Source organism: Bacillus sp. GW823-FHT06A10 (genome assembly GCF_058795375.1).
Window position 1 is genome coordinate 43825 of record NZ_JBXAHT010000002.1, and the last position, 17282, is coordinate 61106.

At 33.8% G+C, this 17282-nt stretch carries 18 protein-coding genes; 11 read left to right on the plus strand and 7 right to left on the minus strand.

Annotation, left to right across the window (positions count from 1 at the left end; translation table 11 throughout):
• Positions 1-15 precede the first annotated feature (15 nt).
• The 4 genes from AC1Q8M_RS14945 to AC1Q8M_RS14960 all read right to left on the minus strand — a co-directional run bounded on the left by AC1Q8M_RS14945 (position 16) and on the right by AC1Q8M_RS14960 (position 5834).
• A complete protein-coding gene (locus AC1Q8M_RS14945; RefSeq protein WP_492334160.1) occupies positions 16-1971 on the minus strand; it encodes an FtsX-like permease family protein in 1956 nt (651 codons plus the stop codon).
• 68 nt (positions 1972-2039) lie between these two features.
• Complete coding sequence (locus AC1Q8M_RS14950; RefSeq protein ID WP_098361111.1) at positions 2040-4019, minus strand: ABC transporter permease; 1980 nt, start codon at positions 4017-4019, stop codon at positions 2040-2042.
• A 94-nt stretch (positions 4020-4113) separates the two neighbouring features.
• Positions 4114-5136 (minus strand): sensor histidine kinase, encoded by a 1023-nt coding sequence (locus AC1Q8M_RS14955; protein WP_000765341.1) that lies wholly within the window; start codon positions 5134-5136, stop codon positions 4114-4116.
• 2 nt (positions 5137-5138) lie between these two features.
• On the minus strand, positions 5139-5834 hold the full coding sequence (locus tag AC1Q8M_RS14960) for a response regulator transcription factor (RefSeq protein WP_000276738.1): 696 nt from the start codon (positions 5832-5834) through the stop codon (positions 5139-5141).
• A gap of 210 nt (positions 5835-6044) precedes the next feature.
• Here AC1Q8M_RS14960 and AC1Q8M_RS14965 point away from each other — a divergent pair, with 210 nt between their 5' ends.
• Genes AC1Q8M_RS14965 through AC1Q8M_RS14975 form a run of 3 tightly spaced genes read left to right on the plus strand, consistent with a single transcriptional unit; the run spans position 6045 to position 7614 of the window.
• Complete coding sequence (locus AC1Q8M_RS14965) at positions 6045-6317, plus strand: autorepressor SdpR family transcription factor (protein WP_001070531.1); 273 nt, start codon at positions 6045-6047, stop codon at positions 6315-6317.
• Positions 6314-6952: an SdpI family protein gene (locus AC1Q8M_RS14970; RefSeq protein ID WP_098855648.1), complete on the plus strand. Its 639-nt coding sequence runs from the start codon at positions 6314-6316 to the stop codon at positions 6950-6952. The genes AC1Q8M_RS14965 and AC1Q8M_RS14970 overlap by 4 nt, the downstream gene beginning before the upstream one ends.
• Positions 6953-6975: 23 nt before the next feature.
• Positions 6976-7614: an SdpI family protein gene (locus AC1Q8M_RS14975; protein ID WP_098361112.1), complete on the plus strand. Its 639-nt coding sequence runs from the start codon at positions 6976-6978 to the stop codon at positions 7612-7614.
• 45 nt (positions 7615-7659) lie between these two features.
• Here the strand turns inward: AC1Q8M_RS14975 and AC1Q8M_RS14980 are convergent, their stop codons facing one another.
• Positions 7660-8532 (minus strand): AraC family transcriptional regulator, encoded by an 873-nt coding sequence (locus AC1Q8M_RS14980; RefSeq protein ID WP_098361113.1) that lies wholly within the window; start codon positions 8530-8532, stop codon positions 7660-7662.
• A 306-nt stretch (positions 8533-8838) separates the two neighbouring features.
• Between AC1Q8M_RS14980 and AC1Q8M_RS14985 the strand changes: the two genes are divergently transcribed.
• The 6 genes from AC1Q8M_RS14985 (at position 8839) to AC1Q8M_RS15010 (ending at position 13573) form a co-directional block, all read left to right on the plus strand.
• Positions 8839-9609, plus strand: coding sequence for an ABC transporter ATP-binding protein (locus AC1Q8M_RS14985; RefSeq protein WP_000859656.1), 771 nt, complete (start codon positions 8839-8841; stop codon positions 9607-9609).
• A complete protein-coding gene (locus tag AC1Q8M_RS14990; protein WP_000176150.1) occupies positions 9596-11545 on the plus strand; it encodes an ABC transporter permease in 1950 nt (649 codons plus the stop codon). The genes AC1Q8M_RS14985 and AC1Q8M_RS14990 overlap by 14 nt, the downstream gene beginning before the upstream one ends.
• 142 nt (positions 11546-11687) lie before the next feature.
• A complete protein-coding gene (locus tag AC1Q8M_RS14995) occupies positions 11688-12266 on the plus strand; it encodes a class I SAM-dependent methyltransferase (protein WP_001176062.1) in 579 nt (192 codons plus the stop codon).
• Positions 12266-12865, plus strand: a complete 600-nt coding sequence (locus tag AC1Q8M_RS15000) for a DedA family protein (RefSeq protein ID WP_098855649.1) — start codon at positions 12266-12268, stop codon at positions 12863-12865. Before AC1Q8M_RS14995 ends, AC1Q8M_RS15000 begins: the two co-directional genes overlap by 1 nt.
• A 109-nt stretch (positions 12866-12974) precedes the next feature.
• On the plus strand, positions 12975-13154 hold the full coding sequence (locus AC1Q8M_RS15005; RefSeq protein WP_001986677.1) for a hypothetical protein: 180 nt from the start codon (positions 12975-12977) through the stop codon (positions 13152-13154).
• 164 nt (positions 13155-13318) lie between these two features.
• Positions 13319-13573, plus strand: a complete 255-nt coding sequence (locus tag AC1Q8M_RS15010; RefSeq protein WP_000404319.1) for a hypothetical protein — start codon at positions 13319-13321, stop codon at positions 13571-13573.
• Between the two features lie 304 nt (positions 13574-13877).
• Here the strand turns inward: AC1Q8M_RS15010 and AC1Q8M_RS15015 are convergent, their stop codons facing one another.
• The gene (locus AC1Q8M_RS15015; protein WP_098855650.1) at positions 13878-14885 is read right to left on the minus strand and encodes an Rpn family recombination-promoting nuclease/putative transposase; all 1008 of its coding nucleotides are present in this window, start codon (positions 14883-14885) and stop codon (positions 13878-13880) included.
• 190 nt (positions 14886-15075) lie between these two features.
• On the opposite strand from AC1Q8M_RS15015, the gene AC1Q8M_RS15020 reads away from it, so the two are divergent.
• Entirely contained in the window at positions 15076-15747 is a 672-nt protein-coding gene (locus tag AC1Q8M_RS15020; protein WP_001168096.1) for a DUF7003 family protein, read from the plus strand.
• Positions 15748-15771: 24 nt separating this feature from the next.
• Entirely contained in the window at positions 15772-16281 is a 510-nt protein-coding gene (locus AC1Q8M_RS15025; protein ID WP_098855651.1) for a DUF2199 domain-containing protein, read from the plus strand.
• Positions 16282-16323: 42 nt separating this feature from the next.
• On the opposite strand, the gene AC1Q8M_RS15030 is transcribed toward AC1Q8M_RS15025, so the two are convergent.
• A complete protein-coding gene (locus AC1Q8M_RS15030; RefSeq protein WP_000167892.1) occupies positions 16324-17226 on the minus strand; it encodes a diacylglycerol/lipid kinase family protein in 903 nt (300 codons plus the stop codon).
• Positions 17227-17282: the final 56 nt, after the last annotated feature.

Here is a 17282-nt window from a genome sequence, read left to right on the forward strand (position 1 = left end):
ATCACCTTTCTACTTTTAAAACTTAATATGTTGTGATAATTTTTGCATATAAAAGGAACGAATTAAAAGGAAAAATAAAATTTCAACTGTTCCAAAAATCAACAGTACGACTGTAATCTCAGCGAAGAACGAGAGATGTAAAACTTCTTGTAGCATCTTTGTCGCAAACATCGTATGGATTGACGCCATGATGTAAGGCACGAAGAAAAGAATCGCAAGCTGAATTGTCGCTGAACGTTTCATTTCAGTTTCAGTTAAGCCAATTTTCGTAATCGTTATATATTTTTCTTGCTCATTTGTTAAATCTGTATACATTCGGAAGTAAAGAACACTACCAGCACCGATAAAGAAGATAACACCTAAGAAAGTACCAATTAAGAAGAACGAAGCGACATTTAGTTTTGTCTTATATAGGGAATCGCTCGCTTCACTTGCATGGAAAGGTGGATGCTCTGCTTGAATTGCTGCATTATCGTTATCAATTTTTGTTATAAACGATGAACCGATATTATGTGCTTTTTCCCAATCTGTAACTTTGAAGTTATATACACTCATTTGTTTGGAAACTGTGGATAAGGATTCTACATTTTCATCAGATAGTATGAGTAATTGGTATATTAAGCTGTTTGGGAATGGGCTATAACTTTTATATTCTTTCACTTGTAGTTGTAAATTGTTTTGAGTAAGTGTAAGAGTATTTTTCTTTTCTTCATTGTGAAGTGTTCCAATAACTTGATCATCTAAGTCTTTCATAAGAATATAAGATTCATTCTTATTTACCGTGAGTTTTTCCCAATTTAATGCTTTAGCAAGTACATTATAGTCACTTTGTTTAATTGCGTAATAGAGCTGCGTGTTATCTTCAGCTGAAGATACCTCATATATATCCGTTTTAAATTTTGTATAAGTAAAGTGCTCTTCATTAAATTTCTGCTCTAACCAGTTTAAATGTTCATCAGCTAATGTATTTTCAGTATGCGATAAATACGTAAACGGGAAAGGGTTCTGTCTAATTGCATCAAACTTTGTAAAATTCCCAAAACCGTATAAGAATGTAATCATTGTAAAAGCGAGTGTTGATAGCATCGCTACAATAAAAAGCATGTTAATGTTTGTCCGAATGCGCGCTGCTAAATCCGAAATCCAAAGCATATTAATTCGTTTCATATAAAACGTTCTTCGCATTTTTAAAATACGAATAAGTAAAAAACTAATTTGTGAAAAGAAAAAGTATGTTCCAGCTGCAATAAGCGATGGAATAACAAATATACTAGAGACGGCATATAAAAGCCCAATGATATCGCCTAACGACATAAAATATAATGGATTGGATTCTAATACATATCCAGTTATTAAACATGCCGCACCAAATAGAGAGATGAGCACGGATGCTTTTCTTTCTTTTTGTTGTTTTCCTTCTTTTAAAAGACGTACGGCTTTTCTCGTGCGAATGAGCATCGGTGTAAAAGATGATACGAGAATGAAGAGCCCGAGAAAGATGATGATAGTTAAAACGATAGCACTTGTAGGCGGATATAAATATAAACCAGGTACGTGTGTAATTTTGGCGGTAACTAATAAAAAGAACTGTGAAAAGACAACTCCAAGTTGAATGCCAAAAAATATAGAAAGAGCACCAATTAACATATTTTCTATAAATATGAGTCGCTTTAATTGTTTTTGGGATATGCCAAGTACTGTTAAAATCCCGAACTGTTTTTTTCGTACTTTTAAAAACGTCCCGATTGAATACAGTAAAAAGAAAAATGAAAAGAACACAATGACAACTTCTGAAATTGTCATTAATATGTTCAGAGAATAATTCACGTCTGTCATATGCAATTTAGGATGAAATAAATAAACTGCAAATGAGAAAAAGATTGCGATGGAGAACGCACTGCTTACAAAATAGGCGAAATAAGCTCTGGCGTTCCGCGTCACGTTTTTAAATGCAAACTGCCAAAATGTCATTCACCTGAACCTCCTGATAGGGTGAAGATGAGAAGAGCATAAGAAATACTCTTTTCATCAAGTTTGTTTTAAATATTTTGTCCACTCGTGTATTGTGATAATTTTTGCATATAAAGTGAACGAATGAATACGAAAAATACGATTTCAACGAATCCAAAAATAATAAGAACGGCTGAAACCTCTTTGAACAGAGATAAACCAATTACATCTTGTAGCATTTTTGTTGCGAACATTGTATGAATGGATGCCATAATGTACGGAATGAAAAATAAAATACTAAGTTGAATGGTTGCAGATCGTTTCATCTCTGTATCTGTTACACCGATTTTAGAAATCGTTATATATTTCTCTTGTTCGTTCGTCAAATCCGTATACATTCTAAAGTAAAGAACGCTACCAGCTCCAATGAAGAAAATAACTCCTAAAAATGTCCCAATTAGGAAAAATGCAGCACTGCCTGATGTTATTTTGTATAACGATCCTGCTGATTCAAAGGAACGAATAAGAGGTCCTTCATACTGGGATTTATTTCGATCTTTTTGAACTTTTTCTATAAAATTATCAGCAATTTCATATGTCTGTTCCCAGTTTTGAATTTTGTAATTGTATGCTGATATATGCTTTACGGTGCTAGGTAAGTTATTTACGATAACATCAGGCAAAACTATCGTTTGATATGAAAAGCCAGATGGAATTGCATTCACATGCTCATAGCCTTTCACTCGTAATTTCGTATTTGTACTAGAGAGTGTAATGTAATCTCTTTTGTAGCTTTGCTCAAATTCGTTGAATATGGTGATATAAGATGTCCCTGTTAGCACATATGCTTCGTTATCATCCATAAATAGTTGTTTCATTCGTAAAGAATATGCAAGTTTGTTATAGTCACTTTGCTTAATTGCGTATACGTCATTATAAATAGCTATATCTTTATCTTCTTTTAGTGGTGTTTCATATATATCAGCTTTTATTTTTTGATAGGGGAAATGCTCTTTTTGTAATTGTTGCTCAAGCCAATTTAAATGCTCTGTAACAAAAGGATTCGCATCATAAGAAAAATAAGAAATTGGAAAAGGAGAAGTTCTATTAACTTCTAGCTTAATAAATTTCCCGAATCCATATAGAAACGTAATCATTGTGAAAGCAATTGTAGATAGCATTGCTACAATAAAAAGCATATTAATATTCGTTCGAATACGGCTCGCTAAATCCGAAATCCAAAGCATATTAATCCGTTTCATATAAAACTTCCTTCTTTTCTTTAAAATATAAATCAGTAAGAAACTAATTTGTGAAAAGAAGAAATATGTTCCGATTGTAACAAGCATTGGGATAACGAAAATACTTGAAACCATATATATAACACCGATTTGCGGGCTTACTGATACGAAATATTTAGGATTTCCAGCTAACGCATAACCACCAAATAAACAAATCGCACCAAATAATGAAACAAGTATGGATGGTTTTCTTTCTTTTTGTTTTCCACCATTTGTTTTTAAAAGGTGTACCGCTTTTTTTGTACGAATAAGCATTGGTGTGAATGCAGATACAATGATAAAAAGACTAAGGAAAACAATGGTTGTTAAAATAAACGCGTTAGTAGGACCGTATAAATATATTCCTGGAACATGCGTAAGTTTGGATGTTACTAATAAGAAAAATTGAGAAAAAACAACTCCAAACTGCATGCCGAAAAAGATAGATAAAATCCCGATTAACATATTCTCCATAAAAACAAGACGATGTAATTGTTTTCTCGATATTCCTAAAATGGTCAAAACACCAAATTGTTTTTTTCTAACTTTTAAAAAAGTACCAATGGAATATAGTAAAAAGAAGAAAGAGAAAAATACAATTACTACTTCTGAAAATATCATTAATCCTGAAATTTCAGAAGTCATGTCAAAGTTTTGTAATTTCGGATGGAATAAGTAAACAGCAAACGAAAAGAACACAGCAATGGAAAAGGAGCTACTAACAAAGTAAGCAAAATAAGCTCTTGAGTTGCGCGTGACGTTTTTAAATGCAAATTGCCAAAATGTCATAGATTATACCTCCGGCTAGAAGATATAGAAGTAGTTGTATTGCAAAAAATGTATGAGAGTGAGTTCTCATACATTTTGCTTGCATATGTTACGATCATGCTTCGGTCACCTTCTCCGTATGTTCTGCTTGATTATTTGCAGCGTTGTGGAAGATGATTTTAATCGTCGTTCCTTTACCAACTTCAGAATCTAGTTTGACAGAGTGACCTAAATAATCACAAATTTTACTTACAATATAAAGTCCCATACCAGTAGATTCTCCGAATGCGCGACCGTTTTTCCCAGTGTAAAATGGTTCAAATACTCTTCGAATATCTTCTTGCGGAATACCAACACCTTCATCGCGAACTTCTAAAATAATATCTTTTCCGTTTCGGTAAGCAGATAAGAAAACTTTCTTTCCGCGCTCACCAGAGTAACGAACAGCATTTGTCATTAACTGATAGATGATAAATTTTAGCCATTTTGCATCAGAAGCAACTTTTAAATCAGAATGGACTTCTAAAACAGGGAAGACACCATTACGAATGAATAGTTCTTTTAATCCGTTAATATTTTTTGTTACCGTATCTTTTAATGAAATCGTCTCGACATGGAAATCTTCATGGAAGTTATTTAACCTAGCCATGTATAAAGCCATATCAAGCCCTTGGTTTAGACGCTCTAATTCTTTTTTAAACTTTGGAATTAAATGCTCATCTTCCATTTCTAGCACCATAAGCTGCATAACAGAAACAGGTGTTTTCATTTGATGTACCCAATGGTTAATGAATAATTGATGTTCTTGTTGTTTTACTTCATACGATTGTAGTTCTTTTTGGAAGAGACGGTACTGTGTACGTACGAGTTCATTGACACCGTGAGGCATCGGAGCAGTTGCTCTTTCAATAAACGCATCTTCCATTTTTTCTGGTTGCTCGCTTAATCTATGGTACATTCTACGATTGCGAACGTAACGGTAAGCGAGGAAACAAATAAATAAATATAAACTTAAAACGACGAAGTAAAATTTATTGTTTTGAAATCCATCTACTGCATCATAAAGAACGAAAATGATACCGAAGTTTAAAACGTACAGTAGGAAAAATGCAAAATGATCACGTAAAAATAGCTTCATGCTTATTCACTCCAAGTTGCGTTAAAGCGATATCCAAGTCCACGTACTGTTTCAATAGAGTTCTCAATGCCAAGCTCATTAAACTTTTTACGAAGACGCGTAATGTTTACGTTTAATGTATTTTCTTCAACGAAGCTCTCGTCATCCCAAAGCGCAGCTAATAAATCTTCACGGCTCGCTGTACGAGGGAATTTAGATAATAACATTTCAGCTAAAATAGCTTCTTTCTTCGTTAAAAGAACTTGTTCAGATCCGAAGTGAATTTCAGGACGTTCTGGGAATAGTTTTAAACCTTCTACTTCAACGATACGTTCAGAAATATTTGGTGCATAATCACCGTAAATACGACGTAATTGTCCTTTAATTTTCGCCATTACAACATCGTAGTGGAACGGTTTTGTAATGTAATCATCCGCACCGCTTTCAATTGCCATAATTTGTTCCATCTCACCAGCACGAGCTGAAATGAAAATAATTGGACAAGTAGATTCATGACGAATTTGACGGCACCAGTAGAAACCATCGAATTTCGGTAAGTTTACATCAAGTAAAACAAGATGTGGTTTCACAGCGTTAAACGATTCCATAATATCATCGAAATTCTCCGCTACCACAGCCTCATAACCGTACTTCTGAATGTGAGATTGCAGTAATGATGAAATATTTGGATCGTCTTCAACGATTAAAATTTTATACATATGTATATTCCTCCTCAAAAAAAACAATTGTAGCTATAGTGTATCATGTGTTTCAAGTCTTTTCATTATGTTGAAAGATAAGCTAGTAAACAGTATAGGTTAAAAGTGAGAAAAGTAAAAAGGGCGCTGGATTAAATTGACAAATAACGGTAATCGGTTTAACATTTAGATAAATATCTAAATGTCTAATTATCGAAAGGAAGAAAGACATTGAATCAAGCATTCAAAGCATTAGCAGATCCAACAAGGCGAAAAATTTTAGACTTATTAAAAGAAGGTGATCTAACCGCTGGTGAGATTGCTGAACATTTCAATATGACAAAACCAAGTATTTCACACCACTTAAGCGCACTTAAAAATGCTGAACTTATTCAAGATGAAAAGAAAGGGCAATTCGTTGTGTACTCTTTAAACACAACGGTCTTTCAAGATTTATTGACTTGGGTGTTTACATTTACGAATAAGGGGGAAGAGGGGAAATGAGGAAGCATATATTTCCGTTATTATTAATTGCTTTAACGATTATTGCATGGTGTGCTGCATGGCCTTATTTACCGGGAGAGGTTCCGAGTCATTGGAACATTGATGGTGAAGTAAATGGGCATATGTCAAAAATGGGAATGTTGATTTTTGATGTAGCAATTATGGTTTTTATATATGCTTTATTGACTGTATTGCCTAAGATAGATCCGAAACATAGGAATTATGAGAAGTTTTCTAAAGGTTATAATGTAATGAATTATAGCGTATTATTCCTATTATTTTTAGTAAGTACCATTGGAATTGGGGCTGGATTAGGTTATGACATTCCAATGAATAGTACACCGCATATTCTTGTTGGTCTTTTATTTATAATCATCGGCAATTATTTACCACAATGTAAACCAAACTACTTTGTAGGTATAAAAACACCGTGGACATTAAGTAACGAAGAAGTGTGGAGAAAAACGCACCGTTTTAGCGGAAAGGTGTTTGTTGTATTAGGCGTTATTATGATTTTAAGTATTTTTGCTCCGGCAGCGTGGAAAGGTTTCCTAATCATTGGCATTATTACCGGTGCAGTAGGATTAACAATGGGATATTCATATATTGCTTATAAAAAAGAAATAGGGGCTTAATAAAAAATTATGGGGGAGAGAGGATGAAAAGACACGTATTACCATGGAGTTTAATTATTGGTATTGCAATTGGATGGTATATTGTATGGCCACATTTACCAGAACAAATTCCACGTCATTATAATGCGTCAGGAGTAGTAGATGGATATTTTTCTAAAGTAGAAGCAAGTTCTGTTTCAATAGGTAGCATGATGTTGCTGTATTTGATATGGCTAGCTCTTGGGTATATTGACGTAACGAAAGATAAGTATAAACAGCATGCTAAAGTCCTTTCCGCAATCCGTTATGCTATTCTTTTGATAGGATTCGGCTGTAACTTATTTGCGCTATTAGCAGCGTCTAATTATATTGCATCGGGCTCCATTGCATTTAATTTTGGACTTGGAACATTGTTTCTTGTACTAGGTAATTACATGCAACAAACGAAGCCAAACGGGTTAGTAGGCATCCGAATGGGCTGGACATTAGAAAATCCTGTAGTTTGGAGAAAAACACATAGATTTGCTTCGAGAGTATTTGTAATAGGTTCACTTTGTATATATGCCGGGGCTTTGCTTCCAGATCCATTTAATATTTTTATGGGAATTGGAATCATATTAATATGTATTATCGTATCAAAAATAAAGTCATATAGTATTTATAAAGAAGAGTTGAAAATGTAAATAAAGCTGCTTTTCCTTTTAGGGAAGAGCAGCTTTGTTTTTTTATCACTTCTTCAAAACCGGTATCCAAATTTCACTTTTAAAGTTTGGATAAGATATGTCTTTCTGTTCATTCCACAATACTTCCGGTCCTTCCGCTAGTTCATAGTTCGAAGAAGGGAACCATTCAGAATAAATACGTCCCCATACATTTTGTAGTGCATCAGGAAATGGGCCGACAGCTTCGAATATAGCCCATGTTGAAGCTGCGACTTCGAGTTGTTTAAACTGCTCTGGACAATCCTTTGTTGTGGCTACTCCAATATAATGATCGAGTTCTCCTTTTTCTTCCATTCTTCCTTCAGAAAAATTAGTAGAAGCACTAATAATTCCAGTAGGTTCAATGTTTGAAAGGGACTTTAATGTTTGAATAGACTCTGGGTTTAAACTTTTCCACATAGAAGCAATTTCTTTATTTACACCGTTAAAAACGATTGGTACTCGTTTTGTAATACCTATAATTCGAAAGGGCTCTTTTTCTTCAATTCGATAGTTCATTTCATTTCCTCCTTGAATGGATAATTGGAAGGTCATTGGTGAATAAGCCTTCAAAGAATGGCTACTATTTCGGGCCTCTGAAGGTGTTATACCGTGCAAGTTTTGAAATGCACGAGCGAATGAATCTGGTGAGTTGTATCCATATTTTATAGCGATATCAATGACTTTTACATTGTTGTTTTTTAGTTCAAAGGCAGCGAGAGTAAGACGTCTACAGCGAATATATTCTGATAATGATATGCCAGCTAAAAAAGAAAACATTCTCTTGAAATGATATTCGGAGCAGTAAGCTATTTTTGCAACTTCTTTAAAATCAATTTCATTCGTAAGGTTATCTTCAATATAGCGCATTGCAGCATTCATATTTTTAAGTGAATCCATATTATGACCTCCTCTGTACATAGAATAGCAGGAACGAAATGGCCCCATCCGACATTTCGTGCACAACTTTGTAGGTAACTTTTTCACCTTACAAAATTGTAATGTTCCTGTAAGGAGAATGAATGGATGGTATGATATCCCAATGTTATAGTAACAAAGTACTTTAATTCATTATGTTAACTTTTTGATTTCTTTACTTATGTGCCTTACATAACTGTCATGTTTGTGTAAGAAATATCGATAGTGGCAAGAGTAGAGAGTGTATATAGTTGAAAATAGAGAATAGAAGAAATGAGGGATGTCGAGATGAAAACAGTATTAGAAGCAAAAAATATTGAAAAAGTATATGACACGGGTGGTAATAAATTTGCAGCGTTAAAAGGTATTAACTTACAAGTAAAAGAAGGTGAGTTCGTTGGAATTATGGGACCTTCTGGTTCTGGTAAGACGACTTTACTAAATGTTCTTTCTACAATTGATAATGCGACGAACGGTGAAATTTTAATTGATGGAAAAGATATTGTGAAAATGAATGATGATAAGTTAGCATTATTCCGCCGCGATCATTTAGGTTTCATTTTCCAAGATTATAACTTATTAGATACGTTAACAGTGAAAGAGAATATTGCTTTACCACTTGCGTTATCAAAGGTGAAAGCGAGTGAGATTGATCGCCGCGTTCTTGAAATCTCAAAGAAATTTGGTATTGATCATATTTTAAGTCAGTTCCCATATCAAGTGTCAGGTGGACAGAAGCAGCGCTGCGCAGCATCACGTGCAATCGTTACGAATCCAAGTATGATTTTCGGAGACGAGCCAACTGGAGCGCTTGATTCTAAATCTGCAACAGATTTACTTGAAAGTATGAAGTCATTAAATGAATATGATAACTCAACAATTTTAATGGTAACGCATGATGCATTTGCAGCAAGTTATTGTAAACGAGTTATTTTCATTAAAGATGGTGAACTATATAAAGAATTGCACCGTGGTGAATCAACGCGTAAACAGTTCTTCCAAAAAGTCGTTGACGTAATGTCTTCTATTTCTGGAGGTATGGCTGATGACCTTATCTAGCATTGCCCTCCGCAACATACAGCGGAACTTTAAAGACTACTTTGTATATTTCGCATCTATGATTTTTAGTATCGTTATTTATTTTACATTTAAAGCACTGCAATATAATTCACAAATGGAAAAAGCAGCAGAAGCTTCAAAAAAAATTAGCGGAGCATTCCAAGTTTCAAGTGTGATGCTTATCATTTTCGTAGCAGTGTTCATTATATATTCGAACGGATTCTTTACACGTAAACGTAAAAAAGAAGTTGGCTTATATTCGTTATTAGGTATTCGTAAAAGACAAATTGGTAAAATGCTCTTTTATGAAAATATGTTAATGGGATTAATGTCATTAGTAATCGGGATTGCGATCGGTAGTGTCCTTTCGAAATTATTCCTTGAGTTATTAGTAAATATGATGGGATTAAATTTAAACGTTCATTTCGAAGTACCGATGGCTGCCATTATTGATACAGCAATTATTTTCTTTGTGATTATTTTATATACATCACTTCAAGGATATCGTTTAATTTATCGCTTTAAGTTAATTGAACTTTTCCGTGCAGAACGTGAAGGAGAAGCAATGCCAAAAGGATCTGTCATTATGGCATTAATTTCAGTTTTCTTAATCGGTTCAGGTTATTTTTTAGCGCTAATGTACATGAAAGCAGTTATGTATGCAGACTTTATGGTCGTTGCATTATATATTTTATTAGCGACAGTAGCAGGGACTTATTTACTGTTCATGTTCTTCACAGTATTTGTATTGAAACGTGCAAGAAATAATAAGTCAGCATTTTATAATGGTATGAATATGGTAACGACATCGCAGTTACTATATCGTATTAAAGGAAATGCGAAATCATTGGCGACAATCGCTATTTTAAGTGCAGTTACATTAACAGCGGTTGGTACGTCAGTTACGATGTATTACAACACATTTACGCAATCAAAAGTTGCTGCGCCGTATAGTTATTCCTATGAGAAAAAAGATGCAGCATTAGATAAAAAAGTAAATGAAATACTTGCTGGAGAGAAGAATAATCACCCAGTCACCTATGAATCAGAAGTTGAAATGATTCCTGTGAAAGGAACATTTAAAGGTGAAAGAGCTGATCAAGTTCTGAACACACACTATAATGTTACGAATCAGTACCAGCTTATTTCTCAATCAAGCTTTAATAAACATGTGAAACATTTAGATGTAGAACCTGTAAATTTAAGTGCGAATGAAGCTTTCGTATATGATAGCTTATATATTGAGAAACTTGATTTTGGTCCTCTTTATACAGGAAATACAGCTGTATTCCCTGTTGGAAATGAGTCAAAAGAATTAAAAATTAAAGGTGTAAATAATAGAAGCCTTACAAATTTAAATGAACTATTTGTAATCGTTCCTGATAAAACATATGAGCAAGTGAAACAAGTAAACGAAACGCGTACTGTAAAAAATATTGATGTAAAAGGTGAGCGAAATAGTAAAGAGTTAACAGCAAAATTAGCAAGTATTATGCCAGCTGGAGAATCAGAAGTTTTAAAACCATTTAACGATTTCTATACAGGGTTCCAAATGGGGCTTGAAACGACAGGCTTAATGATGTTTATTGGGTTATTCTTAGGATTAGTATTCCTATTAGCAACAGGCTCAATCATTTACTTTAAACAATTAACAGAAGCAAGTGCTGACCGTGATCGTTACATTGTCCTTCATAAAGTTGGTGTAACGAAGCAAGAAATGAAGAAAGCTATCGCAAAACAAGTAAGCTTTATCTTCGCTATTCCGTTAGTAATCGGTATTTTACACAGTTTATTTGCACTAAAAGGTTTATCAAATATATTACCATTTGAAATTATGATTCCGCTTCTCATTAGTATTGGAGTATACGGTGTCATCTATATTGGATATTACTTCTTAACGGTTCGTTCTTATTATAAGATCGTGAGTGCGAAGTAATAAGGGGCAGCTATCGCTACACGCGATAGCTGTTTTTTTATTCTTCATAAAATCTTAAGAAACTTCCTCAATTTTTATTAAGAAACGATAGTTATACTTAGACACAAGTTAAAAACTATCGAACGAATGAGGAGAGGTTTACATGCAGCTCATTACATTTTTACATGAATTTATAAAGCATCCAAAACATACTGGTGCAATTGCGCCAAGTTCAAAAATATTAGCGAAGAAAATGGTCGATGTAATTGATTTTAATAAAGCGAAATGTATTGTAGAGTTAGGGCCTGGCACAGGGGTTTTTACGAAAGAGATTATGAAGAGAAAAAAGAAGGAAACAATATTTCTTCTTATTGAAATTAATGAAGTATTTTTCAAAGAATTAAAAAAAAAGTTTAAAGATGAGCAGAATGTCATTGTTGTACACGGTTCAGCTGAAAATATAAAGAAGTATATGGAGGAGCTCAATATAGAATGCATTGATTACGTTTTATCAGGGTTGCCTTTCACTTCTTTACCAGAAGAAGTTTCAAAGCGCATTTTAAATAATGCGATGGAAGCGATACATGAGAATGGTGAGTTCATTACATTTCAATATTCACTTGTGAAAAAAGGGTTTATACAGCATTTCTTCCCTGAAATTACACTAGAAAAAGTATGGCTCAATTTCCCGCCAGCCTACGTCTTTAGTTGCAAAAAAGAACTAAGGAGAGCGTATGCATAATGGAATTACATGAATTATTATCCTATATCGAGCAATACGGTTATTGGGCATTATTTTTCTGTTTATGGTTAGGTATTATCGGTATGCCAATTCCAGATGAAATGATTGTTATGAGTGGTGGTTTCGTATCTTCAGTAGGTATATTAAGTGTTGTTCCTTCATTTGTATTAACATATTTAGGTGTTGTATCAGGGCTTTCTTTAGGATATATATTAGGGAAGGTATTTGGCACGAAGGTACTCCATAAATTGATGAAAAAGAAAAAAGCAAAGTATTTAATAAAATCACAAGAAATGGTTGATAAATACGGACAGTACGCGTTAGTTACAAGCTATTTCATACCAGTTGTAAGACATATCGTGCCGTATTTAGTTGGAATGAATAACATGTCATTTAAGACGTATGCATTGTATTCTTATACGACAGGATTTGTTTGGACACTCGTTTATTTTGTGCTCGGTGCTTTATTTGGAAAGCATATTGAAAGTATTGTAGCGATTGCGATAGAATATGGCGTGTATTTTGGCGTGATTGTTTTTATAGTTACAGGTATTCTTTATTTATATAGACAAAAAAGAATCACGCTGATGAGTAAATAGAAGTAAAGAAAGTTTCTTCCAGTATGAAGGACAAGATAGGATTATAAGTATAAAATTATCTTTATTTAATGGTAAAATATAGGTAAGTAGTTAAGGGAGGAAGAGCGTTGTGCTACTCATTTTTAGCCTTATCTTAATTGGAATTATGTGCAGTATGAAAATAGTATCCTTACACATGATAGAACGACAAAAGGTAGAGGAACGATATGTATATTGTCCAAAATGTGATACGAAAATTAGAAGAGGAAATTCAGCTCCTTTTTGTTCGAAATGTAATTTAATATTTTAAAAATAAAAAGTCCGAAATCACTTTATATAGTTTCGGACTTTTTATTTTTAAGTAAACATTAATCCACCTAGTTCTCTTTCGTTTGTTTATTAGCTAAAATGGATTATGAATAACAATAGTATGTAAACGAAAATAAATATAAATGTACACATGGAGTGTTATATTTGGAGATTTTAATCATAGTAGGATGCCTATTAATAGGAATTATTTTGATTAGTATAAGTATCTATCGATTTGTTAAAGAAATAAAAGAAAAAAATTCAAAGAAAGAGAAATGGAAAGTAGTAGCTGGAAATTTGATAGAGTTATTTAGTGATCCATTGCACGGAGCACCGTTCTATTTTTTAACTGGGGGTCTCTTTTTTGTAATTGGGCTGTTATTTCTTTCTATGGGAATGGGATGGCTTGAAATTGATTAAGGCGTATTAACAAAGATGTTTGATCATGTTAGTGAAGTGGCTTGGAAGTTAAACCATAAAGTGCTGCTGATGAACGATAAAGGAAAAACTGTATGGATGTTAACCTTTTTAGAGAAAGATATCCCATTATTATGAAGTCTTTTGCAGAGATGGATCGAGAAGTTTTGAGGGTTTTATTACCTGATGAAAGAGGGATTCTTCCTACGAGGCCAGAGTGTGATGAGTGTTATAAGACTCAATTGGATGATATTGAGGAGAGTTGATAAAAAAAGAGCTTGAAACTATTCAAGCTCTTTTTTTATGACTATTTATGTCCTAAAATATGCTCAATCTCATGCAAACTTAATTTACTTGCCTTAGCAATCGTTTCAAGTGGTATACCAAGATCATACATATTTTTAATCATTTGAATTTTCCCCTGTTGAACTCCTTCTTTTCGACCTTGTTCAATGCCTTTTTCAATGCCTTTTTCAATGCCTTGTTCAATGCCCTGTTCAATGCCTTTTTCAAGCCCTTTTTCAAGCCCTTTTTTAATTCCTTGTTCCATTCCTCTTTTTATTCCTTCTGTCTCTGCATGGGCGAATTTTGCTGCTTCATCCATTAAAACTTTCTCCCTTGCGTCATAGGCTTGCCGGAAAGAAGAATCTTGACTCATACGTTCCCATTTATTTATCGCTTTTTGTAAAATAGGATCTTCGTTCATAGCAATATCCTCCAATAGTTTAGTTAAGTGCTCATCCTCATTTGCCGAAAGCAATAAAAGCCAACGAACAAATGGATCTTTCCACGGATTTACTTTTTCTTCATGCCATTGTTCAGTTAACTTTGGAATTTCTATAATGTGGATTTCAATGTCGTCACTCAGGAGTTTTTGTTGTTGTGTATTCCATAATATGCTTGTTGTATGGAAGGCTGGGTGTTCCGAAAACATTACGAAGTTTAGTAAGTTTATGGTGATGGTTTTGTGAAGTGCACTGTAGGGCATCCCTTTTTGTAGTTGAGATGTGTATAGTCTTCCCCAATAATATAAACTGCGTTTAACCATATCGTGATTATTATTGAGTTGTATTTCTACATTGACTTTTGTTCCTGTGTCTAATGTTGCTGAAATGTCTAAAATAGATAACTTATCCTCTTCATATTCCCTGTGTAAATGTGGATCTTCTAGTTGTAGAGAAGCAATGGGCGACTCTAAAGACTCTTGTAACATAGCATTTAAAAATGCAATTAGAATATCTTCGCTACCATTCGTACCAAACAATTGTTTAAATGCAAAATCAATGCGTAAATTAACTAATTGTTGGTTGAACAAAGTTTGTCCTCTCCCTTATATGAAGGTACTTCTTTCCTTCATTGTACATAAAAAGAACTAGAGTATGCAAACAAGCCATTCTTCTATTTTTTAGTAGTTTTATTAGAATGTCACAGGTAAGTATGGTTATGTTATACTCTAGTGAAATTAAAAAAATATTTTTGTTTATATCGGGGTGAAGATGATACATATGCAAAAAGATATTTTAAAACTATTAGATAAAAAGCAAAGTAACTATGAATTTCCTGCCTTTGATAATGAATATATGGATATTTCACAAGTGAAATTCTCTCTTTTCTTTAAAGATGCTAAGGATTGGCTAATGGTGTTTCAAATTGTGGGTGTAGGTTCATTAGGTGTATGTAATGATATTCAAGTATATGGCGATAGAATTACTCATTCAATGGGTGATGATTGCATTTTACAATTAAATAATGGCGATTATGAGTTGTTTGATGATGAAGGTGAATTTATACCGAATATTTATAACGGCAGTTTAAAAATTCGCGAGCATCATTTTGAATATGAATTTACAGAAGAAGATTATATAAATAATGGAATAGAAGTACAAACGACAGAGCATTATCCAACATACTTCATGCGTATGCTTGCTACTAATGAGGAAGCTCAAAAATTATTGTGGTGGGATAAAGGAGAAATTTTAGAAGAGTTCGGTTTAGAAGGCGACTGGGAAGTAGCGTATGAAACGGAAGAATGGAAACATGTTGAAGACGAAAAAGTAAGTGAAAATGAATTCTTCCAATCAGTAGCCTCTGCAATAGAGAAGAAAGATCCAAGTGTTATTGTGAATGAAAATGCTAATACGCATTGGAGAAATTGGGTAGAGTTTGATTGTGACTGAAAAGGATAGGAGAAAGAATAACAAATGAAAAGAAGAAGAAAATCCGGAGAAAAAGTACAAATGCATCGTTTTGCACTACCTCTATGCTACGGAAGTGAAGCGCCATATTATTATTACGAGGTAGCGCCCTATGAAAGAGAGGGACGCTTCCATTTAACATCGGATCTTTGTGTAATGGATGATGAACATTATTTTATTAGAGGATGTTTAGAGATTCCTATCATTGACTACCACGAAAATTTCATATGGACTGTTTGGGTATCACTTAGTAAAGAAAGTTATGATGAAGTATTAGAAAAGTGGGATGAGATAGGCCGAGAAAATAGTGATCCTTATTTTGGTTGGTTATCTGTAGAAATACCATTTTATCCAGAAACATTAAATTTAAAAACAAATGTACATATAAGAGAAGTTCGAACGGCACCGTATGTTGAATTAGAGCCAACCGAGCATCCTTTAGCAATCGAACAAAGAAATGGAATTACTTTAGAGAGAGTTAAAGAAATACAAGAAATGATTCAACGACATAGCTAGATTAGAAGAGAAAAAAACGAGTGCTAGCACTCGTTTTTTTCTTTACACAACCGCAGGATTATAAATCATCGTAAAGTGTCCTGTTAATAATTCAATGTGACAAGGTGTATGAAGCGAACTTTCTCCATCTGTATCTACTTCTTTTTCTTCTTTCGTTTCAATATGAATGGATTTCGCTTTTACGTGGAAGATGTCATTTTCATTTGAATCCTCGAATAGTTTCTTTCCGATGTAATCTTTAAATGCTTGAATACCTGTTGATTTGACTACGAAAATATCAAGTGTTCCGTCATCACATTTAACGTTCGGAATAAAGGATGGAATACCACCAAGATATTCACCATTTCCAACCATGACAAGGACAGCTTCGTCTTCATATACTTGTCCGTCATAAGTAATTTTTACTGGGAATGTTTCAGCATTTTTTACAGTTCGAATTGTGCTTAAATAGTAACCGATTTTACCAAGCTTTGCTTTTTCTTCTGCATCGATATTGTTTGATACTTCAGATACGAGACCAATGCCCCAGAAGTTTAAGAAATGTTGTCCATTTGCTTTTGCAACGTCAACTGGTTTTATATGTTCTTTTGTAATAAGTTTTGCCGCTTCTGCAATGTTTTGCGGAACACCAAGTGTGCGAGAGAAGTCGTTGCAAGTTCCGCCTGGAATGATTGCAAGTGTAGGTCTATTTTCGAGAGGTGCTAAGCCATTTGTGCATTCAAATACTGTTCCATCACCACCAAAGACGATAATTAAATCTACTTTACTAGCAAACTCTTGGCAATATTTTGTTGCATCACCTTGTTTTTTCGTATGAAGGATATGTAAATCAGGAAAAGCTGCGGCAAGAGGTGGTACGATTTTCGTTAAATTTGTATGTAAGTCACCTTGACCAGCTTTCGGATTTACGATAAGGAGTACTTTTTCAAATTTTGTCTTTGTCATTTTTCATCTCTCCCTGTAGTTTGTAATGGCAAGAAAGGAGCTGTTCCCATGTATTT

Bases quoted from the DNA above. Each gene is read 5' to 3' on its own strand.
- AC1Q8M_RS14945 (WP_492334160.1), bottom strand. From the start codon at position 1,971: ATGACATTTTGGCAGTTTGCATTTAAAAACGTGACGCGGAACGCCAGA.
- AC1Q8M_RS14950 (WP_098361111.1), bottom strand. From the start codon at position 4,019: ATGACATTTTGGCAATTTGCATTTAAAAACGTCACGCGCAACTCAAGA.
- AC1Q8M_RS14955 (WP_000765341.1), bottom strand. From the start codon at position 5,136: ATGAAGCTATTTTTACGTGATCATTTTGCATTTTTCCTACTGTACGTT.
- AC1Q8M_RS14960 (WP_000276738.1), bottom strand. From the start codon at position 5,834: ATGTATAAAATTTTAATCGTTGAAGACGATCCAAATATTTCATCATTA.
- AC1Q8M_RS14970 (WP_098855648.1), top strand. From the start codon at position 6,314: ATGAGGAAGCATATATTTCCGTTATTATTAATTGCTTTAACGATTATT.
- AC1Q8M_RS14975 (WP_098361112.1), top strand. From the start codon at position 6,976: ATGAAAAGACACGTATTACCATGGAGTTTAATTATTGGTATTGCAATT.
- AC1Q8M_RS14980 (WP_098361113.1), bottom strand. From the start codon at position 8,532: ATGGATTCACTTAAAAATATGAATGCTGCAATGCGCTATATTGAAGAT.
- AC1Q8M_RS14985 (WP_000859656.1), top strand. From the start codon at position 8,839: ATGAAAACAGTATTAGAAGCAAAAAATATTGAAAAAGTATATGACACG.
- AC1Q8M_RS14990 (WP_000176150.1), top strand. From the start codon at position 9,596: ATGACCTTATCTAGCATTGCCCTCCGCAACATACAGCGGAACTTTAAA.
- AC1Q8M_RS14995 (WP_001176062.1), top strand. From the start codon at position 11,688: ATGCAGCTCATTACATTTTTACATGAATTTATAAAGCATCCAAAACAT.
- AC1Q8M_RS15000 (WP_098855649.1), top strand. From the start codon at position 12,266: ATGGAATTACATGAATTATTATCCTATATCGAGCAATACGGTTATTGG.
- AC1Q8M_RS15020 (WP_001168096.1), top strand. From the start codon at position 15,076: ATGCAAAAAGATATTTTAAAACTATTAGATAAAAAGCAAAGTAACTAT.
- AC1Q8M_RS15025 (WP_098855651.1), top strand. From the start codon at position 15,772: ATGAAAAGAAGAAGAAAATCCGGAGAAAAAGTACAAATGCATCGTTTT.
- AC1Q8M_RS15030 (WP_000167892.1), bottom strand. From the start codon at position 17,226: ATGACAAAGACAAAATTTGAAAAAGTACTCCTTATCGTAAATCCGAAA.